The 23,132-nt window shown below is 61.5% G+C and carries 13 protein-coding genes; 7 read left to right on the forward strand and 6 right to left on the reverse strand.

The features are described 5' to 3' along the window. The first annotated feature begins 34 nt into the window (after nucleotides 1-34). The 4 genes from MBR110_RS30220 (at nucleotide 35) to MBR110_RS30235 (ending at nucleotide 7,901) form a co-directional block, all read left to right on the forward strand. Nucleotides 35-1,045, forward strand: a complete 1,011-nt coding sequence (locus tag MBR110_RS30220) for an AAA family ATPase (RefSeq protein WP_181709996.1) — start codon at nucleotides 35-37, stop codon at nucleotides 1,043-1,045. A 152-nt stretch (nucleotides 1,046-1,197) separates the two neighbouring features. Continuing rightward, complete coding sequence (locus tag MBR110_RS30225; protein WP_181709997.1) at nucleotides 1,198-1,680, forward strand: hypothetical protein; 483 nt, start codon at nucleotides 1,198-1,200, stop codon at nucleotides 1,678-1,680. Nucleotides 1,681-1,779: 99 nt separating this feature from the next. Beyond that, entirely contained in the window at nucleotides 1,780-2,295 is a 516-nt protein-coding gene (locus MBR110_RS30230) for a hypothetical protein (protein ID WP_181709998.1), read from the forward strand. A gap of 248 nt (nucleotides 2,296-2,543) precedes the next feature. Continuing rightward, nucleotides 2,544-7,901 carry an Ig-like domain-containing protein gene (locus MBR110_RS30235; protein WP_181709999.1) on the forward strand — a complete coding sequence of 1,786 codons (5,358 nt, stop codon included), beginning with the start codon at nucleotides 2,544-2,546 and terminating at the stop codon, nucleotides 7,899-7,901. A gap of 162 nt (nucleotides 7,902-8,063) precedes the next feature. Here MBR110_RS30235 and MBR110_RS30240 read toward each other — a convergent pair whose 3' ends face one another. The 6 genes from MBR110_RS30240 to MBR110_RS30265 all read right to left on the reverse strand — a co-directional run bounded on the left by MBR110_RS30240 (nucleotide 8,064) and on the right by MBR110_RS30265 (nucleotide 12,472). Next, complete coding sequence (locus MBR110_RS30240) at nucleotides 8,064-8,660, reverse strand: hypothetical protein (RefSeq protein WP_181710000.1); 597 nt, start codon at nucleotides 8,658-8,660, stop codon at nucleotides 8,064-8,066. Between the two features lie 402 nt (nucleotides 8,661-9,062). After that, on the reverse strand, nucleotides 9,063-9,530 hold the full coding sequence (locus tag MBR110_RS30245; RefSeq protein WP_181710001.1) for a hypothetical protein: 468 nt from the start codon (nucleotides 9,528-9,530) through the stop codon (nucleotides 9,063-9,065). After that, entirely contained in the window at nucleotides 9,527-10,312 is a 786-nt protein-coding gene (locus MBR110_RS30250) for a hypothetical protein (protein WP_181710002.1), read from the reverse strand. Before MBR110_RS30250 ends, MBR110_RS30245 begins: the two co-directional genes overlap by 4 nt. Then, a complete protein-coding gene (locus tag MBR110_RS30255; RefSeq protein WP_181710003.1) occupies nucleotides 10,309-11,241 on the reverse strand; it encodes a hypothetical protein in 933 nt (310 codons plus the stop codon). Before MBR110_RS30255 ends, MBR110_RS30250 begins: the two co-directional genes overlap by 4 nt. 15 nt (nucleotides 11,242-11,256) lie before the next feature. Continuing rightward, entirely contained in the window at nucleotides 11,257-12,177 is a 921-nt protein-coding gene (locus MBR110_RS30260) for an OmpA family protein (protein WP_258570048.1), read from the reverse strand. A 79-nt stretch (nucleotides 12,178-12,256) separates the two neighbouring features. Continuing rightward, nucleotides 12,257-12,472, reverse strand: coding sequence for a hypothetical protein (locus tag MBR110_RS30265; RefSeq protein ID WP_181710005.1), 216 nt, complete (start codon nucleotides 12,470-12,472; stop codon nucleotides 12,257-12,259). Nucleotides 12,473-12,764: 292 nt separating this feature from the next. On the opposite strand from MBR110_RS30265, the gene MBR110_RS30270 reads away from it, so the two are divergent. The 3 genes from MBR110_RS30270 to MBR110_RS30280 are packed head-to-tail and all read left to right on the forward strand — an operon-like array spanning nucleotide 12,765 to nucleotide 23,132. Beyond that, on the forward strand, nucleotides 12,765-16,193 hold the full coding sequence (locus MBR110_RS30270; RefSeq protein WP_181710006.1) for a DUF4165 domain-containing protein: 3,429 nt from the start codon (nucleotides 12,765-12,767) through the stop codon (nucleotides 16,191-16,193). Nucleotides 16,194-16,196: 3 nt separating this feature from the next. Then, a complete protein-coding gene (locus MBR110_RS30275) occupies nucleotides 16,197-19,649 on the forward strand; it encodes a DUF4165 domain-containing protein (RefSeq protein WP_181710007.1) in 3,453 nt (1,150 codons plus the stop codon). A gap of 3 nt (nucleotides 19,650-19,652) precedes the next feature. Further along, nucleotides 19,653-23,132 carry a DUF4165 domain-containing protein gene (locus MBR110_RS30280; RefSeq protein WP_181710008.1) on the forward strand — a complete coding sequence of 1,160 codons (3,480 nt, stop codon included), beginning with the start codon at nucleotides 19,653-19,655 and terminating at the stop codon, nucleotides 23,130-23,132.

Genomic DNA, 23,132 nt, shown 5'->3' on the forward strand with positions numbered 1-23,132 from the left:
GCGTCCGATCCGGGCGCGTCACAAGGAGAGGAACATGTCGAACGTTGCAATGCTGGAAAGATCTGTCGCTGCGGAACCCGCTGGCGATTCCGATGAATTCGCCTATATCGACGAGATCTTCGATATCGAGGTCCCGAAGGCAAGCCGGGAAGCAGCGCGCATTCGCGTCACCGCGCGATCCGAAGATACGCCCGATCGCAATCCCCACTACGTCGTGACAAAGGACGCGATTCGCTGCGCGCAGCAATGGATCAACAGCGACGCACGCAAAAACGTCAAGAAGCTGAACTTCATGCTGACTGGCCCGACTGGATCAGGAAAGACAACATTGGTTGAGCAGATTTCGAGTCGCTGCGGCTGGGGTGTCGTGAAGATCAGCTGCCACGGTCAGATGGAACTCGGCGACCTCATCGGAAACCGGGTCCTGGATGAAAACGGCGGGATGGTCTGGGCAGACGGCCCGGTGATTCGCGCGATGAGGGAAGGCAAGATCGCGCTGTTTGATGAGATGAACTTCCTTCAGCCCGAGATCGTCGGCGGCCTGAACACGATTCTGGACGGCGGCAGCTACTACATCGCGCAGACCGGCGAGCGTGTCAATCCGCACATCAACTTTCGAATCGCAGCAACGGGCAACGCGCTCAACGGCGTGGACACCGCGAAGTACCGCGGCGTCAAACGGCAGAACGACGCCTTGCTGGACCGGTTTCTGCTCGGCCTGGAACTCGACTATCTCGATCGGGTGACCGAGGAAGCGATCCTGAGCGCGATGTATCCCAACCTGCAAGCGGGAACCATCAAAGTCATGATGGATGTCGTAACGGCAACGCGAAACGCGCAGAAGAACACCGAGCTTGGGGTTGCCATCTCTACGCGGGTATTGCTCGATGGATGGGCCATGAACGTGCACCGGGCAGGCAACGACCCGAAGAAGCAGCTCGAAACCCTCTTGCCCGCACTCAAGCGCTGCATGTTGTTTCGTGTGCCGGCCGACGATCGGATCAAGATCGAAGCCGCACTCGAGGGCGTACTGAAGCGGAAGTAGTCCAGCACTGAGCGGGATGAAGTACCTGTCCAACTCAGGTGCACCGGCGATTGTCGCGGCGCGCCATCGGCGCGATTTCCCGCATGCGAAAACCCCCATTCGGCATCGAGTCCTCGTTGCCAAGATATCCCGACCCGAGCCTGGAGAAATTCATGACACACGTGATACGCGAGATCGCGCTGCCGGCCATATCCGCGACAGCCATGGAGCACGGCTTACTGAACCAACTGCCACCGGATGTATGTCATCCATCGCTGACGTCGAAACTGCTGAAGCCCGTGTTCCGCGCACCCGATGGCCTCTTTCTGGCCGAAGCCGTCGCAGTCGTCTATCGGGATGCATCCGGAAGCCCCGTTGACGGTGGCTTCTTCGGCTACACGACCGATGGCGAGGTGATCCGTATCGCCCTCGTGGATACCGAGCGCGGCATCAACACCGACGACGACCCCAAGTGGACTGCCTTCGGCTTGACGATGAGTCTCGGCAAACTACTCGTCCAGCAAAGCGACGGTATTCGTGAACTGCAGTGGTCGATCGTTGATTTCGGTCTGCATCAGCCGAATAACGCAGAACATTGTCCGACGCCCGCACGAATGGCTGTTCGCGCGGCATTCGTCCCGAGACCTTCCGCTTGACGGCGCACCAGCCTATCCGCCGGAGTTACCCAAGCTGATTCAGACATTTGATGAGAGGCAACTATGCGAAGCGCAGTCTACTTGTTGGAAGGGGAGGGCGTGCCGCCGAAACTGGCTGTCGTTGCCCACGACCTGGACATTGGAACGCTGTTCTCAATCGAAAATCGTTCACAGACCCGTGCGTTCTATCAGCGCGCTGCAGTGGTCGACTCGGGGATTTTCCAAGGAAACGACCCGATCCACGGTACGCATGACCAGGCGTGGTACCCCGGTCGTGACACCGCCACTTTCATCGGAGGCAATGCAAGACATGAGACCGCCGGCACCGTCGACCGCCTCGTCATAGAGCCCGACGGCCCGCGCAATGCGTGGCTGTTGTCCCAATCCCATCTTGGGAAGGTCACGAATGTGATAGTCGTGCTGCCATCCCGCGACCAGAACATGGCCGACGAGTTGGCGACGTCGTACCTGCGCGACTACTTCGCAGACGCGCCTGCGTCAGTGAAGTTGATTGGATCGGGCACATTCGTGCTTTCGGATTCGATAGTCGCGCCATGCGGCCGCGTTCGAGTCAAGCAGGTTCGTACAGTCGAGGCCTCCATCGGGCACCACTGAGCATCGTCGCTCAGATTCGACCTCTCGCCCTGCGCTTGCCAGTATCTCGGCAACCAGGGCTTTTTCATCCTCCCGCATTGCATCGTCTCGTCCCTTCCAGTTTCTGTCTACCGGTGATCGCACACACCGGTCAAAACCCCATTATTTTTAACGACAAACCGGCGATCGAATTCTAATTGAAAGCCACGCCATAAGCTCCGAAGTTGAGCCAATCCGTCATGTTGGCGCTTCTTGAGACAGGGGTTGTTATGTCGACCGGACAGCAAATGGTGCGAGCCACATCGCGCTACACGCGCACGCAGTTCGTGGGTCTCATGGTCTTCCTCATCGCCACGTTCGGGTGTGTCGGTGCACGCGCCGACCTCGTGCAGTACGCCTTTACCGGCATCGATGGCGCCGCGAAGACCAACACGCCAGACCAGACATACGCGAACGCCCAAGGGCAAATCACGTTTGCGCTAAGTGCGGGTATCGACCGAAAGGTCCGGGTGCAAATCATTGACGCGCAGAAGCGGCTGGTCTCGTCGACACAAAGCGGTCTGCTCGGCCCAGCGTCCACCTTTGTTGTGAACGGGAACACCTACTACGGCGCGCAGCTGCAGCTGCCGGCACCACCGCCGGGCAGCTACACCATCCAGTCGAGCATTCTCAGCAGCACGGGAGCGGTTATCGCAACCGACTCCCACCCCCTCGTTGAGGCAACGAGCGGGCCAGGTGTCGGGGGAGTAATCGGTGCGGGGTATGGAATGTGCGCGACCACCGACCTGCGGAACGCGGGCGACGTGTCCTATCAATGCCCGATCAATGACGGGATGCTCGTCGGTATCGACTCTGGGGCCTTGGTTGCGGTGACGGGCGTCACCGACAGCGGCGCGGGCGTCGCATCTGCGACTTTCACGAGTCGCTCCCAAGACGGCAAGACGACGTTCAAATCCGTTGCGGCGCAATACGATCCGGCCAAACAGATGGTGTCGATTGGCAACAACTCCAGTTACTCGATCAATAGCAGTCAGTTCCCCGATGACTACAACGGCCCCCTGACCTTCGAGTTCGACATATTCGATCATGCCGGCAACAAGACGATCGTCACGCGCAACGTCAACTGGCAGGGCATCAGAACCGCGCCAAACTGGTCATATGTGGGTGTCCACAACCCTAACGCGACCGGCAATTTCCTTCCGGGCTCACCATTTGCAGGGTTTGATCCGTACACGCCTGGAATGACGGTATATGAAAACCCGATCAAGCTCGTGATGCGGATTCCTCGAGAACAGTGGATCAGCAACTCCATCTACGGGTGGTGGATAGTCAATACGCCGAACGAACAGGTAGCGGACTATCAGGATGCGAATTACGCATATAAGGTTGTTACGTTTCCGTTCGATCCGGCGGGCGACACTGGACACATCTCTTTCTGGCGAGCGCAGACCGTCTGGGGCAACTTACCGCTCAGATATAGCGTAAAGCTCGCGCCAGGGGTGCGTGGCACACCGCAGATTCAGAGCGTGACCTACAATTACGATCAGATTGGACCGACGACGCTCAATCCAAACATCCAGCCACTGACGCTGACGAATCAGGATCGTACGTACAAGCAGATCACGGTCAATGCCGCACCACAAAGCTACGTACAGAATGTCTGGGCAGTTTCACGGACCGACAACGACAAGGTTGGTGTCTACACGTGGCAGTGCTCGATCCCGATCGGGGCAACCTCATGTTCCGTGCAGGGAAACTGGTGGGAAGGGGCGACGGCTGGCCAACAGGCGACCTACTGGAACTACTATGGAATCGTCTCCGACGACGGAGCCATCAGCAGCGATGCCTCCTTCCCGTTCACAGCGCTGGCCGTCGATAAAGCAGCGCCAATCATTTCATCGGGGTTGTTCGATGTCGCTCAACGCACGGTGATCGCGTACGGGAATAAAGCGAGCGCCGGTCAAGCTTGGGGCGCTCTGCGCATTTCGAGCTGGTCCATGACGGCGCGCAACACGGCGACGAACGCGTCGGTTGGCCTTAACGCCTCGATCAACCTGATGGGGGCGGGCGGCTTCACGATCACCGCGGATGCCAGCGCACTTCCGGACGGCAACTATGAGTTCACGGCCAGCGCGACCGATAGCGTTGGGAATAGCAACTCAAAGATCATTGGGACGTACTTGATCGAGCACTCGCCCCCCGCGATCAAGTTTTCCGTATCGAACGGTAGCACCGTCAACTCGCTCGACAATATTCTGATCACGCTGAGCGATCCCTTAGATCCCTCACCGACGATTACCGCGGTATCGATCTCCGGCGGCCCGACGAACATCAACACGGGCATCGGGGCGCGGCCAGCCGCCACGGCAGGTCGGTACAATCTCGAGTACCCCGTCCTCTTTCCGTCTGCGGGGCCAGGGACCGCGTACACGCTCACGGTGACGGCGGCCAACAAAGGAGGGGGCGTTGGTACCAGCACGCTCACGTTCCAATACCAACCGTCAACTGTGTACCCTGTCGGCTACAGCACGGGAGCGGTTCGCATGCCGGCGGTACCTCAGATCGTCACCAACCTGAAGTCGCCGCCTCTCAAACTCAACGATGGCACGTTGGTGCACGGGGTCTACGATGTTCAAGCGTCGCTGCGCGCTGACTCGACGGTCTCGCTCGTCGTCAACGGCGTCACCGTCAACCCCGGAGATACAGCGACGGTATCGGAGGCCTATGATTACGGGGCGACGGGAGGCGTGCTCAACCTCCAGGTTGGACCGGCGGTGGCTAACGTAACAGGCGCCGGGTACCTGATGCTGAACACCGTCGCGCCAAACGCTCCGATCGTCACCGCCGAAGCCGATGTGTGGAGTCCCGCGAATCAGGTCACCCTCGCGCCCACACCGCCTGCCGCTGGCTACACCGTCGACGTCGGGCCTGTCACCCTGAAACCGGCGAAGGTCAACGGCACATCCGATTGTGCCGGCGATATCCCGTACTCGCTCGCTGGCGCAATCGAAACGCGTGGCTCACTGCTGCCGAGCGGAAGCTACGCGTGTGCCATCGAACTCGGTGGGACGCAATCGGACGTTGTCGACTTGTCTACCTCGTTCGCGGGTATCCAGGGATACCTCCATAAGCTCGGTGACAATGCGCTCGCCTTCGAGCCCGGGCTTCTCTACCGCGTCCCGGCAACCGGCCAGATCGTGTTCTATCGTGCGGGGCCACAGTCCCTAACCCTACAGGGCACGCCGCTGGACACGGCGGCGGCGCAGCTCGAGTTTCAACCGGGTGATGATCCGCATCTCGCGGGGTCGACCCAGGCCACACCGATCGCGATCGTCGGACAGAACCAGTTCGCCGGGCGCCTGCGTGGCACGGCGCCCAATCCGGGCCTGACGATGGTCGTGACCGACCCGGCCGGGAAAACGTCGAGGTATGCCACGACCCTCGGTGCGGTCGGCAGCCAGATCTATACGAGCGACAACACGCTCTGGGACACCCAGCTGTTTGGGGTCGACTTGTACTACACGCGTCGGCCAGACAAGGTCTGGCATACCGACCTGAACTTCTCGATTCAACCGCCGACACCCACGATAAGCGTTTCGCGGCAGGCCGCGACGCCGGTCTCCACCGCTGACACCACGATCGACGGACAGATCGGGCTATTGCGTGGCGGTTCCTACACTTTCAACCCCGGCATCATGGGAGACTGGCGCGCTCAGGTGTTCCAAAAGACGGTGACGCGTGATGGAAACGGGCGCATCACGGCGACCAATCTCGTGCCCCTCGGCAACGCGCCGGTGGCTGTCAGCCCTGACGGCACGTTCTCGGTCGCGGCAGGGCAACTGAGTCCGGGGATCGCCGATCTCATCGTCAAGGCAACGCTCTATCACAACGGGCAACCCACGAGCCGAACAGTCAGCAGCGGTGACGTTCTTCAGACGGTGAGAGATGGCCGACCGGTGCCCGGTACGCTTGTCGTGGCTCAATCGAGCTCGGGCCTCGTCACGACCACGCAGTCATGGACGCCTGCCTTGAACGTCCAGATCGATTCGCGGCGGCTCAACGACCTGAAACTCGTTCACTGGTTTTCGTCGGCCGACGGCGGCGCGACCTGGAGCGCCGCGGTCGACACGACCGTGCCGGCGCTGCGGCCGCCCATCTCGAAGTCCGGGACGTATCTTTACCGCGCGCAGATCGTGAACAAGTACTCCGGGCTGACGGCAGACACCAATACCGTGACGGTTGACGCTTTTCAGAGGCCGACTATCTCGATTCAAGGCGCGACCGCTGGCTTTGTGGGGCGCCCGGCCACCTTTACCGCTGTTTCCGACATCCCGGACACCAAGTTCACATGGTCGGTGCGGAAGTCATACAACGATCCCGCACCGCAAACCTTTGTCGGCGCGTCGATCAGCTATACGCCGCCCGTACCGGGGATCGTTTACCTGACGCTCGTCGGCGAGCAGGCGGTCGGGACCATTTCAAATCCGCTGAGGACAAGGACGGTGTCAGCGCTGTACAGCGTCGCAGCACTCAAGGTGCCGGCGCCGATCATCAGCGGCCCGAACGTGCTCGAGACCGGAAAGACGGCGACGTTCAAGGTCAACCAACGCTCACCCTTCAACCAGAATCAGACCACGACGGAGAAGATTCTCGGTGAATGGATGCTTCCGGACGGCAGTACCGTGGCGGGATTCGAACCTCTGAACCTGAATGTCAAGCCTGGCTTCCGAAGCATCGGCTTCCGGAGCTGGGTCGACGGGCTGAAGGACTCGACGCAGCAGGCTGCCACGTACAATTTCACGACGTGGACGTACGCGTTCCCGGCCATGGTGATCACGACCAGCATGCCGTCGAAAGTCTCGCCGGCGCAGGCCGTCTTCACCGCGGCAATCAAGAATCCGGCGGACGCCCGGAATACCGGCGGCGAGCAGTTCACCTTTACGTGGACGCTGCCGCCAGGTGCGTCGGTGACGTCACAGAAGGGTGCGACGATCGGTGCGATCCTGAATGAGCCGGGCGAGCAGTTGGTCAGCGTCGTGGTCAAGGATTCGCGGGGAAACAGCCAAGTCGCGTCGACACCCGCTTTCACCATCGCACCGCCGGCCGTCCTCGCGGCCACGCTCGCGCTCACCGGAAGCGATCAATGGGCGCGGGCGCCGTCTGACGTTCAAGCGAAGGTCAGCGTGACGTCAGTGCCCAAAGGCGACGTGTTCGCGAAAGTCGAGTACACGCTCGATGGCGCGCCGGCCGCGTCGTCGGCGAATCTCGGCCTGCCTGCGGTCGTCCATGTGGATTCGCCCGGGAATCACAGCGTCACGGCAACCGTGACCTCGAAACTCGGCGTCACCACCACGGCGACGCAGTCGTTCTCGCTCGTCACCGGCGACTCGCCGGTCTGCAACCTGGTGTCGAACGGATCCGTGTCGACGTCGATTACCGTGCGCGCGTCGTGCTCGGTGAAGATGGGCAAGATCGCCTCCTTGAACTGGTCCATCAATGGTCAGCCCACTGCGCTCTCCTCGAGCTTCATCACGTTCTCGGGACAGCAGCTCGCCACGCTGTCGACGGTGCGCGTTACGGCCACCACCGATAAGGGGCAAACCGGCTACGCGGACTGGAGCAAGTAATAGTGCGATCCGCGTCCGAGGATGGGCGAACTGGGTGAGGTTTGGCACCCCCCCCGTCCTCGGTCGCAGGACACCCGGTAGCCAGTCAATGGGCCCATGCGTTGAATTCAATGCCGACGCCTGACGGAGCGGCGCCGACAGTCCCAATTCACGCAGGTATGGTCAAGGCGCCCGCATCATGCGTTGTGTGTGCTCTGTGTACGCCCCATGTTCCTTCAATGCTTTCAGCGCGGCGGACACATCGGAAATGCCCGCAGCGATCGCGAGGTGACGTTTCCCCTCGAGCAGGCTCCCCTCGACGCGCTTCCAGTGGATCCAATCTCCATTTTCCTGGCGCGCTAGCTTCAGCTTCGATTTCTCGAGTGTGACACCGACGAACCGTATGTCGGTGGACAGACGCCAGATGTGGAACTCGACAGCGCCGAGACGGCGATACTTTGATGCACGAGAGAACGGTGCACCCGACAGCGGGATATTGTCGCGCACCCATTCATACCCCGAAGCCTCCATCACCTGCCTGGCCATCGCTCCCGCCATTTGCTTGAATCGATCACGCTGCGGATAGTTATCGGCGAACTGGTCATCGAACTCTTCCAAAAGCTCGTCGGATACGGCTTCCAACGCCGGCCGACCGAGGTCGGACGCCGTCATCATTTTGATCTTCGAGCTCTCGCGGTTCAAAAACGCCCAAAGTCTGGCGCTCTCCGGTCGCCCCGAGACGTCAGAGTAGGAACGTGGATTAAATGCCGGGATAGTCATGGTTGCCTCCGTTCAGGAACAACTCCAGCGTACCAGCTGATTTCAGTCGCGTCAAATTCGACGCGACGGAATCTGACGGCACCATGTATCCTTGGCACGTTCCGTGTGGGCGAGGGCTGGGGATCGTTCGCCATTTCGCTGGCGGTGATGTGCACCGCGTTCGGCGCTCGAGACCAGAGGGGCCCTGCCAGTTACCCCTCCCTGACAGCGGCACGCCGCGATTTCTTTGCGCACCGGACTACCGGACCGATAGATCACGGCACAATCGTCTCGACGTCAGTTGAGTGGAACATTCCCCGATGATCGAGCCGGGTTCGTCGTTACGGGTTCAAAGGGGATGAGACATTCCCCACCATCAATTTGAGCCGCAACGGCATTAATCGCCGCGGTGGGCGGCGCGCATCAGCCCTTGATTGCTCTCATTGCCGCATCACGCTTGCTTGATGCCTCGACTGACGTATAGCGTCTCGCCAACCGATCCGCCAGTGCCCGATCGAACTTGTTCTCAAAGCCAAACCGATCTGGCCAAGCGAGTGCCATTAGAGTCCCGGCGCACATTCCAACCCCTGCCAACCCAATACCTGCGTACACCCCGAAATGCTCAAGCAGAGTAGGGTGTTGTGCGCACTCCGTGACGAGCGCCGCGGCCCACGCTGGCTTCGCAATCGCGACCATAAGGCCGCCGGTCACCCCGGCGATGCAGACCGTCCCGATGACAATGGCAGCGGCCTTGGCGATCGTGACGCAACCGTTGCCGATCTGCTGGGCATGCACCCTCCAGTCTCGGCGTACGAGGGCACGCATCTTGTAGTATTCGGCGTCGTCCACGTTTGCTACGTCGACGCCACCAAGCCGCAATCGGACGCTCACTCTCGTTCTCCCTTACTTGTTCCACGCGCGCCGTTGCCAACCGCAGATAGACCGTCCACCGGCAGCAGGCTTTTCGCCTTGTTAAGTACTTCGTCCATAATCCCCTCTGACTTGACCAGGCCCCGCAGGTACGAGTACATCCGGTCGGTACTGGCATCGCAGCAGACTGCGAATTCTTCAACGGTCAGCCCTAACTGTTCGCGTATCGCGCGCAGTTCGAGCGCTTTGGTATTGGCGACTTTCGCCGCGGGCCGCTGCGCACCTTGCGGCGCATTGTTGATTCGCTTCTTGATGGCTCTCCGCTTCGTCAAACTCGAGCGCGGCAAGTGCTCAGGCCACGCCAGACGGCCGAGTTTTTCGGCAAAGGCCTTCCGGTTTTGCTCGGTACTCTGCTCGTCGTGAAAGCGCTCTTCTAGCGTTGGCGCCGATTCGTCCTCAGCCACCGCATGGGTGTGAATGATCTCGGAGAGGTCATCCTCGTCATCAGAGGCGATGAAGACCGCGTTGTTACGGATCCCACGGTACGCGGTCAGCGCCAATCGATCAGCAATGCTATAGATCAGGCTGTACACGTTTGCCGGTTTGTCCAGTACAGGCAGCTTCGACGAGCAGACCATCCAGGTATCGTGCAAGATCGGCTCAAAATCGTCCCTTACGCTGCGCGCTCGTACGATATATGACACGATGCCACGCACCTTTGCGCATCTGAGAAATTCGCGTGCGAGCGTGTCGTCCGTTTGGTTTGACACGTCGGCCAGCGCAAGATGAAAAGTCCCGATCAAAGGCCGAATCTCCGTCGACGCGCCTGGAGCAGCTCTAGCAAGGCGGGCGCCTTCCCGAACGCAATCAGCACTTCGCCTTCGACGACGTCGCTTTCGCCGTCTGCCTCGGGGTACCAAAGGATCGGAAGCGCATCATATGCGGCGGCAGCGCGGCGGGCATCGGACAGCGCGGTCCCGGACTCGCCCCTTAAGCCGGCGATCTGCAGCCGCCGTCGTCCGAATCCGCCCATTCCGCGACGAATGGTGACACGAAACTGCGCACGCGGCAGGATCGCAAATCGCCGGCCCGCGGGCTCTTGAACGAGCAGAATGGGCGCGCCGGTTACACCATCCACTGCCTCCTCGATCGCCCATTTCCTAGACAGGTTGCGGCGAAGTGCTCGAACCCCCTTGCGCTGCAGATACGCTAGACGCGAGGCGATGAAGTATCGGCGCAGCAGAAGACCAGCACAAACGCCAGCAGTCGCACAACCAATGCCGAACAAATTGATGAGCGATTGGGTACCGCCTTCGTGCGCACTGATCGTGAGCCATCCGAGGACAGCACTGACACCCACGAGACACGTTCCCCGTGAAAGATCGCGCATATCGGGTGTCATTTGCGATCGAGCAGGGTGCTTCGCGGTCGACTGACGGCCATCGGATATCGGCTGGCCAGCCCAGCTCTCACTTGGCGCTGCACAGTTCGCATTCGGCGGCACGTCGTCAGAATTCATGTCGTCGAACTCAGCGCGGCTCGGCGCGCGCTTGTCGATTTGCGCCGGATCCCCTGGCGTTTCCCGAACAGGCATGCCAGCCCAGCTCTCACTTGGCGCTGCACGGTTCGCATTCGGCGGCACGTCGTCAGAATTCATGTCCTCGAGCTCAACGCGGCTCGGCGCGTGATTGTCGATTTGCGCCGGATCCCCCGGCGTTTCCCGAACAGGCATGTCTCCTCCCCGCGCTTATCCGTTAATTGTCACTTGTACGCGCCGCATCTGCGCGCCACTCGTCTCTTCGATTTCCTGGCGGTTCGTCTGCATTGCGCCGTTCGTGTCAGTTGACAGGGTCAAGCGCGTCGTACGGATCCCATAGTTTCGGAGAGTCTTCATCACCTCGCCTGCGCGGCGACGGGCGAGCCTTCGGTTCGTCCATTCCGGACCAGATGAATCGGTCATGCCAAGCACTTCTACTGATTTCCCGGCCTCGATTGCTTGGGCAAGCGCGGGCGCCGCGGCGAGAAGGGCATCGCGCTCCGGGGGCATCAAGCGGCTCGATCCGAGGGGAAAGAAGACGGTCACGCCCGTCGCCGTAACGGCTGGCGCCAGCACGATCCTTCCATACAAGACATGCGGTGTCGCCCGCGATATCGAAGTGTCGACACGCTTTGCCGCCACGGGCGTCCGTTGCAGTTTCGGCGCAATTTCGAACCCGCTAGCAGGTGCTGCCACTCCAGCGCTTCCGCCCGATGACCCAATCTCGTTACGGCCTTGGTCCGCGGGGAGGCTTTTGTCGCGCGTATTGACATTGAGTGGTGGAAACTGGGAAAGGATGACACCCGTGGCTACGTTGCCACGTTGTTCATCCCCCGCCGGTGGATCGCCCGTAACCGAGGCGCCCCGTAGCGCCTCAGCTACGTAGCGAGACAAGGCGGCTGCATCAAGACGCTTGGTCGGTCGATCTTGATGGGTTGTGGTGGACGCGTCCATTTCCTCGCTTCGTCCCGCCGACTCCCATGCGGTAGTCGGTGACGCCGTGTCGTATTCGAACTGAAGAATCCCGCCTTGATAATCGCGAGATCCAGTGAAACGCGGTGCGTCCGAGGCCGCAGCACATCCTGTCAGCAAGACGGTAATCGTCATCATGTTGAGCCGGTTGATCATCATCACGCTGTTCCTGAAGTCATCGATAAAGGGAGTCCTATACCGTCTCGGCAGAACGCGATTCGGCACTTGTGCGCCAGCATCAGCGTAGATCGTCGCCGCCCGATTCCCCAGAGTATTCAACATACGCAAACGCGCCTACTACGGCCGTGACCAGCGCAGCGAGCGGCCACATCCCGATCGCGCACAAGCTTGCGAGTGAACCAAGCAACACGACGGCTGACACGATGACGAGTCCGTGCTTATGCCACGCGAACTGGCGGCTGCTCAAGAGAGCACTCCACGCGATCTGTTTCATCCCGTTCTCCTCGGCGGCGAGTCGTACCGATCATTACAGATGAATCCGCGAATCGGAAATGGGCTGGCCGCGATAGACGAAATGCAAGCCCAGACTCCGGACGCCCTTTTCTACGCGTCAGATAGCTGCGTTCGTGAGGCGACCATCATTCGGATGTCGTCGACGAGGGGTCTCAGTACGGCGGCGGCAGAACCCCATTATTTTTAATGGGGTTTTGGCAATTGAAATCTAATTGGGCCGGCGCTGAGATAGTTCGTCGTGGACAAATGCGACCTCAGCGGCAAGGAAAACCATGAAGATGATCACTCGCCTCCTGCCGTCAGCGCTGAACCGACGTGCTCGAGCCGGATTGGCCTCCGTCAATCCGGCATTTCGTAGCGTCTTGGGAGCGATTCTCCTGGTCGTTCTGGGCCTTGTCGGCACGCCGGCGCATGCCGACTTGCTCCAGTACTCGTTCAGCGATTCGACCGGCAGCGTTCGCACACTGCAGCCCAATGACCAGTTCGCCAATCCCGTCGGGACGATTACCTTCGCACTGAGCGGCGGGCTTTCACGCATCGTACGAGTGTCGCTCACCTCCCAGGACGGCAGGAACACGCTAAATAGCGCGACAAGCGCTGCCCTCGGACCGAACGACCTGATCTCGGTTGGCGGCCAGAGCTATTACGGCGCGACCTTGGCACTCAAAGCGCCAGCAGAAGGACAGTACCTGATCAAGGCGGATCTGCTAAGTGCTTCAGGCAGCGTGCTTTCGACCTCGTCCTACCCTCTGTGGATCGACACGACCGCCCCCGTTGTTGGAAGCTTCTTCGGAACCGGTAATGGGATGTGCTACGCCGCGACGTGCGCGAGCCTGAAGGACAACGATTTTATCGGACACGGCAGCGAGCCAACCGCACTCGGTGTCAATGGCGTGACCGATTCCGGCACGGGAATCGCATCTGCAACTTTCTCGTCGTTTGCAAGCGATGGTTCACTCTACAAGACGACGAGTGCGTCCTATGCACCGGCGACCGGCGCAGTGTCGATCGCAAACGTCACCAGCAACCTGCCGACTGTGGATGGCCCCATCACCATCCAGTTCGTCGTCACAGACAAGGCGGGGAACAGCACAACTGTGCGCAAACCGCTCAAATGGAACGCGATCGGAGTACCGGCTGGATCCTGGTCGATCGCCGCAGTGAAGAATCCGGCCGTGCAGACGAACTTCCTGCCCGGATCGCCGTTCACGGGCTTTGAAGCGTATCAGTCGGGGATGACGGTTCACACGAACCCCGTCACGTTCGTCATTCGCATTTTGAAATCGCAATGGATCGCGAATAATCAATACGGCTTCTACCTCTGCTGTACCAATGTCGCGAATCCGAAGACAGCTGACTACGAAGACGGTACGTATTCCTACAAGATTATTACGCTGCCGTACAACACTGCGGGAAACAGCGGAAATTACGTCATCTTTTACGATGGGACGTCACCAGGGGTCTCCGCATTTGGTTACAACGTCGTTTTAGCCTCCGATGTGCCGCCGTCCCCCGCATGGGCCGGCACCATGGAGGTCTATTACGATGACATCGGCTGGTCGAGCGGAAATCGGATTGTTAATCAAGCGGTGACGTGGTCACAAGTGCGATTCTATGTGGCGGCACGCACCTATGCGCAACAGGTGACGGTCGCACCGGGCGTGGTTTGCTCGATTCCCGTCGGTGCGACGTCGTGTGTTTCCGCCGTAAGTGGATCGCTGGATACCACCGCCGGGACCTCAAAAGCGTCCCAGCCGGTTTATTACGCTACCCAGACTGGGGGCGTGCTTCAGACGTCCGGGAACCAAAACTTCCTGATCGTCGTCGACAAAGGCGCGCCGACAATTGAGAGCTTCAGCTATGACGCGCAAGGAGGAACGGTCGTTGTGTCTGGCCACAAGCCGACGCAGGGCAACTCCTACGGCTTTTGCCAACTGAAGACCGGGACCATCTCGGTCGTGGCTGGCGGGGTGACGAAGTCCTTTAGCGGGACGTTCGTATTGGGCGGCCAGGGCGCATACACGTTGACGACCAAACTCGGAGCATTGCCGCAAGGTAACGCGCAACTGATCGCGCAGATTTCCGACTCGGCTGGCAACGTCACGACACAGACCCTTGGCACGTACACGATCGATACCGTACCTCCAACGATTTCGACCTCGATCGGCAGCGGCGCGTCAATCCAGTCGATCGACGACGTGGTTGTTGGCGTGACCGACAATTTGGATCCTGCGCCTAAGTTGACGACTGCGAATCTACAGGGCGGGCTCGCCGGAGTGAACGTCAATCTCGCGTTCAACGTGGACGCGCAGGGCAAGTACCACCTGCAGTATCCGGCCCTCGCGTCGACGCTCAATCTGACCACTGGGCAAAACACGCCGTACATCTTGACACTCGGCGCGAGCGACGCGTCTGGCAACATTGGCACTACAACCGTATCGTTTAACTTCTCTCCGCCGCAGGTCGTTTTGACGAATCTGCAGGGCGTGAACGCGAACGTTCCCGCCATCGCACCGCCTGGCACGCCCGTGACCGACACGGTGCAGTCCCCGCCCATAACCCTCGGTGACGGTTCGATCCTTTCCGGCGTCTACCCGGTTCAGGCTACACTGCGTGCGGACGCACCCGGGCCGATCTCGATCGGCGGCGTAACCCTGCAACCTGGCCAGACACAGACAATCTCGAATTACGACTTCGGGGCTGCCGGGGGGCGGCTGTCATTCCCCGTATCAGCAAGAGCGGCTGGTACCTCGGGCGCCGCGACCCTGTACCTGAGCACAAGCGCGCCGAATGCGCCTCTTGGCGTGGCGACTGTCACTGTCTGGGATCCGTCGACGGAACTCGCGCGATGCGCGCCTGCAATCACGCTTTCGAACGTCGGAGGGGGATTGGATGGCGAGCCCCTTACGGCGCAGGCCAATTGGTCAATGACGGCCGCGCAGTCCAACGGCTCGTGCGCACCGTTTCTCGCCTGGCTCGCCGCCCGGGCACCGGGGGCAACGTTGCTCGACGTTGCTGTTGGGCTGAACGATTCCAAAGGGGCCGCAGCGGCGACGCTTACGCCAAGCCAGCCGATCAGCAGCTTCACCGGCCAGCTAATCGCGACGGGCAGTGCCGTGTTGCCGGCGGGTTCCTACACGGTAAGGCTCGTAGCGACCTGGGCAGTCCCGGTTCTGGAAGCGTTTGGGCTGTCGAGCGCAGCGCCGGTCAACGCGGTTCAGACCTACACGCTTGCGTGCCCGGCGCCGACGCTGCTTGGCGCTCAACCACAGCCTGGAACGCGCGGGGCGGGGGTACTCGCGCTCGTGCACGTCTACCAGTGCAACGGCCCAGTGATGGGCACGTTGGCTTTGACGGGCATTCCCGCGCCGCTGGCTGGCAGGGTGCTCGATGACTCTACGTATAACCGAGGCGTGCCGCTCAACCGGATCATCGCGTATGCGTTTGATCTGACTGGTGTACAGCTCGCCGACGGCGCCTATCAAGGCAATTTCACGTTCGCCGCCTCAACGGGCGGCAGCGCGACCTCTCAGCAGCCTATTCGCATCGAGACTGCCACGGCGATTCCGCTTGCCATGCCGATGTACAACGGTGCCGACCTTGCTGGGCAGAGTGTCCCGAGCTTCGGGAAAATCTTTACGGCACCAATCCTGCCCCCAGCCTATTCCGTCGTTGCACCCACTCCGACTGGGAATCACTGACCCATGGACGCCCTGCACCTTTTAACCAGCTATCACGCTGCCTTTGCTCGCACCTTCTCGTTGGCGAACGCGCGACGTAGCGCTGGGCGTTGTGCGGCGGCCGCAGCGCTCGCGACGGCGACCGCATCGCTTGCCCATGCGGACCTCGTTCAGTATTCCTTTACTGACCCGTATGGAGCGAGCAAGGCGCTTCAGCCATCGAGCCAATACCTCAATGCAGTAGGGAACATCAGCTTCTCGCTGAGCGGAGGGCTTTCACGAACGGTGCGCGTCACGCTACTCGCCGCGGACGGTACGACGGTCATCGGTACGGCTTCGAGTGCGCCTCTTGGCGCGTCCGACATCATTCAAGCCAATGGCGCTACGTACTACGGCGCGGCGCTCACGCTGCCGGCACCCCCGGAGGGGACATATACGGTCAAGGCGGACCTTCTGTCATCGGCGGGTGATGTTGTCTCGACGAATACCTATCCGCTGGTCGAAGATGTAACCCCGCCTACTGCCGGCCAATGGGTCGGCGAAGGCTATGGGATCTGTAACAACTTCGCACATATTGGAACCGGCACGCCGTGCCCGGGAATCCCTGACAACGCGATGATCGGGCCGACCGAATCGCAGATGATCGCGGTCTCGGGCGTGACCGACAACCTGGCCGGCGTCGCGTCCGCCACTTTTACTTCGTTGTCCGCGGACGGTAAATCGACGTACTACACGTTGCCGGCCACATACGGGGCGTCTCAGCAGACGGTGGCCGTAGGCAACGGGCAGAGCTATTCGATCACGAGCGGCAAGGTATTCCCGGCTGCCGACGGGCCTGTCATCGCGCAGTTCGACATCGTCGACAAGGCGGGCAACAAGACCACGGTGCGAAAGCCGTTGAAATGGAATGGGATAGGGCTGCAATCGAGTTCCTGGTCGGTCGCCGGCGTCTACAACCCAAGCTCGTCGAACAACCCCGTTCCCGGCTCGCCGTACGTCGGCTACGACACTTACGTTGCTGGTATGCAGGTCCATACCAACCCGGTCAAGCTCCTTGTCAGGATCAATGCGAATCAGTGGATCGGAAACAATGAGTACGGCATCTACATCACCGGTACAGGCATTACCAATCCGCTGACGCCTGACTACCGGGATTCCGATGGAAACGTCTATCGTGTCGTTTCAGGTCCGTATGGCGGAGGGGTGCCGAATACGCAATTCACAGACGCGACATTTTGGAGTATCGGCGGTGTCAGCTACAACCTGACGCTCGCTCCAGACGTAGCGCCGTCGCCGATTGTTACCGCGAGGAGCTTCACGACACAAGAGTTGGGTACCGTGACCGGTGCCATCACGGGAAGTGATTTCACCGTGACCGGTGCGCAGGTGAGCGTGCAAGCGCGACCGTACAACCAAGTGATAAAGACGAGCTACGGCTCATGCACGGTCTTGGCCGGCGCAACCGGATGTAGCACTTCAGGTTCGTGGAAGCTCAGCGCTGCCGCTGGAAAGACCTTCGTGACTCAGCCGACTGTGACTGCCTTCAGCAGTGACAGCACGCTGTTCTCAAACACACTGCTTGCCGTTTTTGTGGTCGACAAGATCGGACCGTCCATCACGACAGCCAGTTTCAACCAGAAGACTGGTGTCGTAACCGCGAGCGGCGCAAAGTCGGACCAGGGGCAGGCGTGGGGACTCATCAAGATGTCGTCGGCGAGTGTCACGGCAACGGCGACATCTGGGACGTATACGAAGACGTTTCCCGCCGCGCTCGTGGTGCCCGGCGACGGGACGTTCTCGATGTCGGCCACAATCAGTGGGCTCCCACAGGGCGCCTATGACTATGTTGTCCAGGCGACCGACTCCGCCGGCAATGTCGCATCCAAGGATCTGGGCACCTATACGATCGACACGGCGCCCCCCGTGGTGTCGACGTCCATCACGAATGGCACGTCGATCAAGTCGATCGACGACGTTTTGGTCGGCGTGACCGACACCGTCGACCCGGCGCCGAAGCTGACGACCGCAAACCTGCAGGGCGGCCTCGCCGGTGTCAACGTCAATCTCGCGTTCAGCCAGGACGCGCAGGGCAAGTTTCACCTGCAGTATCCGGCGCTGGCATCCACGCTCAATCTGGCCACGGGCCAGTACACGCCGTACATCCTGACGCTTGGCGCGACGGACGCATCGGGCAACATCGGCACGACCACGGTGTCCTTCAATTACACCCCGCCGCAGGTCGTGCTGACGAACCCGCAAGGGGTGAACGCGAACGTGCCCGCGATTGCGCCGCCGGGCACGCCTGTGACCGACACCGTGCAGTCGGCGCCCATCACACTCGGCGATGGCTCGACGCTCTCGGGCGTGTACCCCGTGCAAGCCACGCTGCGCGCGGATTCGCCTGGCCCCGTCTCGATCGGCGGGGTGACGCTGCAGCCAGGACAGACGCAGACGATTTCGAGTTACGACTTCGGCGGCGCCGGTGGCCGGCTGTCGTTTCCCGTCTCAGCGCCAGCGGCCGGGACGTCGGGAGCCGCCACGCTGTATCTGAGCACGACCGCACCCAATGCCCCGCTCGGGGTGGCGACCGTGACGGTGTGGGACCCTTCGACAGAACTTGCCCGGTGCGCGCCGGCCATCACGCTGTCGAACGTCGGCGGCGGATTGGATGGCGAGCCGCTCAACGCGCAGGCCAGTTGGTCGATGCAGGCGGCGCAGAACAACGGCGCGTGTACGCCGTTTCTCGCGTGGCTCTCCGGACGTGCAGCGGGCGCGACGCTGCTCGACGTGTCGGTCGGACTGACCGATTCGAAGGGCACGCCGGTGGCGACGCTCTCGCCGAGTCAGCCGATCAACAGCTTCACGGGCCGGCTGAGTGCGACAGGCACCGGCGTGCTGCCCGCGGGGACCTACACGGTGAAGCTTGCGGCAACGTGGGCCGCGCCGATCCTGCAGGCGTTCGGACTCTCGAGCGCACTGCCGGTCAATGCGGTCCAGGCCTACACGCTTGCGTGCCCCGCTCCGACACTCCTTGGGGCGCAACCGCAGTCGGGGACCAACGGCACGGTCGTACTCGCACTCGTGCACCTGTACCAGTGCAACGGGGTAGTGAGCGGCACGCTCGCGCTGGCCGGCGCACGTGGACCGATCGCGGGGAAGGCGCTGGCAGATCCGGCCTACACCCGCACCGTGCCGCTCAACCGAATCGCTGCGTACGCGTTCGATCTGACAGGTGCCCAGGTGCCTGATGGCATGTACCAAGGCAACTTCGCGTTCGTCTCCGCAGCAGGCGGCAATGCGTCCGCGCAGCTACCTGTTCGGATCGAAGCCGCCACGGCGATCCCGCTCGCCACGCCGACATATAACGGCGCGGATCTCACGGGTCAGAGCGTACCCAGCTTTGCGAAGGTGCTCACCACGCCGACGCTACCGCCCGCCTATTCCGTTGTAATCCCCGCATCGCAAGGGAGCCGATAAGTCATGAACGGCCTGTGCTTCGCTATCCATCTGCTCGAGTCCTTCGGGCGTTCGTCCGTTGGCACGTCGATCCGCCGGTGCGCCGCCCGCTGCGCCATGGGCGCCATGCTCGCGATCGCGGGCTTGCCGATCGCCCATGCGGACCTCGTCCAATATTCGTATACGGACCCATACGGCGCTCAGCGCACCCTCCAGCCGAGCGCCCAATATGCGAATGCATCCGGCAACGTGAGCTTCGTGTTGAGCGGCGGGCTTTCGCGGGTCGTCCGTGTATCGATCTTGAGTGGGGATGGAAAAGTCCTGCTCAACACGGCGTCGAGCCAGGTTCTCGGTGCGGCCGACCTCGTGACGGCCGCCGGGAAGTCGTACTACGGCGCAACGCTCACCTTGCCCGCGCCGCCGGAAGGTGCCTATCAATTCAAGGCCGACGTGCTGAGCTCGACCGGCGACCTCATCTCCTCAAACACGTATCCGGTCAACATCGACCTTACACCCCCGAAGGTGGCCGGCTGGCAAGCGGAAGGCTGGGGCCTCGTGCACGCGTGGACCGGAAGAGGCAGCAGCGTGATCCTCCAGGGCGTGCCGGACAACGCGCTCGTCGGTCCGGCCGAAGCCCAACTGCTCGGACTGTACGGCGTGTCGGATACGTCGGGTATTGCGTCCGCGATGTTCACGAGCATGTCCACCGACAGCTCGACCGTGTATCACACCGTTTCTGCGTCGGTCGACAACACGAGTGGAACCGTCTCGATCGGAACCGGCGTGATAGCGTCGATCGGCACGGTCAAGGAATTTCCGGCGCTCGATACCCCGTTGATCGCTCGTTTTGTCGTCATCGATAAGGCCGGTAACAAAACCACTGTCGACAAGCCACTGCGATGGAATGGCGTCGGCCTCGTCGCGTCGAGTTGGTCGATCGTTGGCGTATCCAATCCGAATACAACGACGAATGTTCTGCCGGGCTCTCCGTTCGTCGGATTCGATCCGTATACGCCGGGCATGTCCGTGCAACAGAACCCGTTCAAGATCATTGTGCGGATCGATAAATCCCAATGGGTACCATACAACGTCTATGGCATTGAATTCGGATCGATCTCGTCGGGGAAGACGTCCGATTGGGAGGACAGCAATTCCATCTACAAGGTCATTTCACTCGCATACAACCCCGGCGGCAACAGCGGCAGCTATGCCAGCTTTACCGACGAGACCACGTATTTCCTGACGCCCATTCCATACAGCCTGAAGCTCGGACCCGGGGTGCCAGCGTCGCCCGCCTTCGCATCGCCCGCGCTTCAGATTCAGTTCCAGGATATCGGGTGGACGACGACGACTTACCGACTATCGAACGTGCCGCTTTCGTGGACCGCGATCAAGCTCACGGTCATCGCGCAACCCTATGATCAGGTCGTCAACGCGTGGATCGGTAAATGCACAGTCCCCGCCGGTCAGACGTCGTGCACGATCAGTGGGAACTGGACGCTCTCACCAAGTGCCAGTGGCACGAACAACATCGAAACGCGAATCTCGCTCCAAAGTGCAGACGGTCAACTCGTATCGTCGCAGAACATTGGCGTACGTTTGATCGTCGACGCGACGGGGCTGGCGATCAATTCCGGTACCGTGACAGTCCCGTCGCGCACCGTGTCGGCCACGGGGAAAAAGCCGAACATCGGAAGCTTCTGGGGCCTCGTCACGGTCGCAAGCGCTAGCGTCGAAGCAAAGTCGCAGACGGTCGATCGTTCTTTCCCGGGAACACTCACGATCGCGGACACCAACAACTACTCGTTCGTTGCGAATTTCGCAGGATTGCCCGACGGACAATACGATTTCATCGCCAAGGCAACCGACACGGCAGGGAGTACCGCGGTGCTGGATCTCGGCACCTACGCGATGGACTCGACACCCCCCGTGGTGACGACGTCGATCACGAATGGCACGTCGATCAAGTCGATCGACGACGTTTTGATCGGCGTGACCGACACCGTCGACCCGGCGCCGAAGCTGACGACCGCAAACCTGCAGGGCGGCCTCGCCGGTGTCAACGTCAATCTCGCGTTCAGCCAGGACGCGCAGGGCAAGTTTCACCTGCAGTATCCGGCGCTGGCATCCACGCTCAATCTGGCCACGGGCCAGTACACACCGTACATCCTGACGCTTGGCGCGACGGACGCATCGGGCAACATCGGCACGACCACGGTGTCCTTCAATTACACCCCGCCGCAGGTCGTTCTGACGAACCCGCAAGGGGTGAACGCGAACGTGCCCGCGATTGCGCCGCCGGGCACGCCTGTGACCGACACCGTGCAGTCGGCGCCCATCACACTCGGCGATGGATCGGTGCTCTCGGGCGTGTATCCCGTCCAAGCCACGCTGCGCTCGGATTCGCCCGGGCCCCTCACGATCGGCGGGGTGACGTTGCAGCCGGGACAGACGCAGACGATCTCGAACTACGATTTCGGCGCTTCGGGCGGCCGGCTGTCGTTTCCCGTGTTGGCGCCGCAGGGGGGAACATCCGGGGCCGCGACGCTGTACCTGAGCACGACCGCACCTAACGCGCCCCTCGGCGTGGCCACGGTGACGGTCTGGGATCCGGCGACCGAACTCGCGCGGTGCGCGCCGGCCATCACGCTGTCAAACGTCGGCGGTGGACTGGATGGCGAGCCGCTCACCGCGCAGGCGAGATGGTCGATGCAGGCGGCGCAGGGGAATGGCGCGTGCGCGCCGTTTCTCGCGTGGCTCACCACGCGCGCAACGGGTGCCACGCTGCTCGACGTTGCGGTGGGGCTGGCCGATTCCAAGGGCTCGTCAGTGGCGACGCTTGCGCCGAGCCAGCCGATCAACAGCTTCACGGGCCAGTTGAGCGCCACCGGTGCTGGCGTACTCCCGGCGGGAACCTACATTCTGAAGCTAACGGCCACGTGGGCGGCGCCGATCCTCCAGCCCTTCGGACTCGCAACTGCCGCGTCGGTGAGTGCGCAGCAGGCGTACACGCTCGCTTGCCCGGCGCCGACCCTGCTCGGCGTGCAGATGCAACCGGGCACGAGCGGCCGGGGCGTACTTGCGCTCGTGCACCTGTACCAGTGCAATGGGGGCGTGACCGGCACGCTCGCGCTGACGGGTGCGGGCGCGCCGATCGTGGGCAAGGCGCTCGCGGATCCCACCTACAACCGTGCCGTGCCCCTGAACCGCGTCGCGGCGTATGCGTTCGACCTGACGGGCGCGCAAGTCCCCGATGGCGCGTACCAAGGCAACTTTGCATTCGCCGCCGCCGCGGGCGGCAACGCGACCGTGCAACAGCCGGTTCGGATCGAGACATCCACCGCGATCCCGCTTGCCTCGCCGACCTACAACGGTGCGGACCTCACCGGCCAGAACGTACCGAGCTTCGCGAAGGTGCTGGTCGTGCCCACCTTACCTGCGGCGTACTCCGCGGCCACGGCGGCCCAAGTCACACCGCGCGTGGCCAACTCGCCAAGCCAATAG

Source organism: Burkholderia sp. MBR-1, from assembly GCF_013822785.1.
GTDB classification, from domain to species: Bacteria; Pseudomonadota; Gammaproteobacteria; order Burkholderiales; family Burkholderiaceae; genus Burkholderia; species Burkholderia vietnamiensis.